General features: G+C 62.5%; 2 protein-coding genes. One reads left to right on the top strand and one right to left on the bottom strand.

Annotated elements, in window-relative coordinates; all coding sequences use genetic code 11:
- On the bottom strand, positions 1-280 hold a 280-nt coding region (locus EN750_RS33270; protein ID WP_189526634.1), incomplete at its 3' end, for a DUF1972 domain-containing protein.
- 314 nt (positions 281-594) lie between these two features.
- Between EN750_RS33270 and EN750_RS33265 the strand changes: the two genes are divergently transcribed.
- Positions 595-1,647: glycosyltransferase (locus EN750_RS33265; RefSeq protein WP_127399190.1), on the top strand; the 1,053-nt coding region annotated here is incomplete at its 3' end.

The following is a 1,647-nucleotide window of genomic DNA, read 5'->3' as shown; positions in this document are numbered from 1 at the left end:
GTCGCCGGGCGGCGTCGCGGGCGCATTGCCAGTCGAATTCCAGCGTCGCGCGCGGTCCCTTGGAGGCGACCTGGATGTGAATGAGCTCGATGCCGCGCCAGGTTTCGTTGCGCACCCTCTGGTCGATCCGCTCGACCTCATCCTGGCAATAGACGCCGACCTTCCAACCGCGCCCGACAAGAAATAGCGCCAGTTTTTCGGCAAAGGTTTCAAAGCCGCCATGGGCCGCGGGTATGCCGCGGGTCCCCAGGATCAGAATGGCGGGCGTTTCTGGTTTCATGGCCGGCGGCACTTTCACATGTCTCATACATTAGATATCGCTTAATTTATAATGGGCAGATGGCAACTTCCGTGCCAGCTCCCGATTTCGGTATCCTGCGAGGGATCATCGCGCGGGGTTGTAAAAAAACGGTGTTGAAGCCGATGGTTGTTTCATTCTCGGTCAACCCTTCTGTGCGTAGCTGTATCGAAACGAAGCAATGCCTGGGGCGTACGGCCGGCAGTCGGGCGTATCGAACCAGGCATGATTCTTGCGGACGGGCTTCTGCCACAATCGCCCAGCGCGATGGTTGTAGCACCCGGCGGGATATAAAGATGCGGATTGCCTGCGTTCATCAGGGTTATGAACTCTATGGTTCTGACCGCAGCTTTGCGGAGAGCGTTGCCGCGTTGCGCGCCGCGTTTCCGTCGGCCGACATCGAAGTGGTTTTGCCACGTAGCGGGCCGATCGTGCGGATTCTGGAAGCGCATGCCAGCCGGATCGTCTTCGAACCGCTGTGGGTGCTGAGGCGCCAGGCCATTGCGCGCCTTGCGACCGTCGAGATGGCGCGATTGCCGGTTGCCGTGTTCAGGGCGTGGCGGCGGCTCAAGGATTGCGACCTCGTCTATGTCAACACCTCGATCGTGGCCGACTACGCGCTGGCCGCACGCCTTCTTCCCCAAAAGGCCGTCCTGCACATCCACGAAATCCCCGAAGGCGCCATGCGCAGGATACTCGTCGGCCTGATGCGCTGGAGCCATGCCGATCTGATCTTCAATTCACACGCGACACGCGCCGCGTTTGGTGATCCCAAGGCGGCGCGTGCGTATGTCGTCTACAACGGTGTTGCCGGGCCGGCGGCGGTCGAACCGATGACGTATGATGGCAAGCGCCCATTGCGGGTGCTGCTGCTTGGCCGTATCAACCGGATCAAGGGGCAGGAGATCCTGCTGGAGGCGATCGCCTCGATGCCGGCGGAACTCCAAGCGAGGATCGAGGTGCGACTGGTCGGCGGCGCCTTCGAAAGCACTGAGCGCGAGCATGCGCTTGCCGAACTGGTCGAAACCATGGGGCTTACCGGGCGCGTCAGAGTCCTGCCTTTCATTCCCGACCCTTCGGAGCATTATCGATGGGCCGATATCGTCACCGTGCCGTCGCGGCGTCCGGAATCGCTGGGCCGCGTCGCCATTGAGGCGATGGCATACGGCCGGCCGCCGCTTGTGTCGGCGATAGGCGGGCTGGTGGAAGTGGTCAGCGACGGGGAGACCGGCTGGCATGTTCCGCCCGGCGACGCAGCAGCTCTTGGCGCGAAATTGCAGGAGATCATCCTCGCCCCTCAGGCCTGGCGCGGGTTTGTCGCTGCCGGGCGCGCGCGCTACGAGGCAATC

Source organism: Mesorhizobium sp. M7A.F.Ca.ET.027.03.2.1 (assembly GCF_003999175.1).
Lineage (GTDB): Bacteria > Pseudomonadota > Alphaproteobacteria > Rhizobiales > Rhizobiaceae > Mesorhizobium.
The sequence above is the reverse complement of the archived record's forward strand: the minus strand, read 5'-3'. Positions and strand labels throughout refer to the sequence as shown.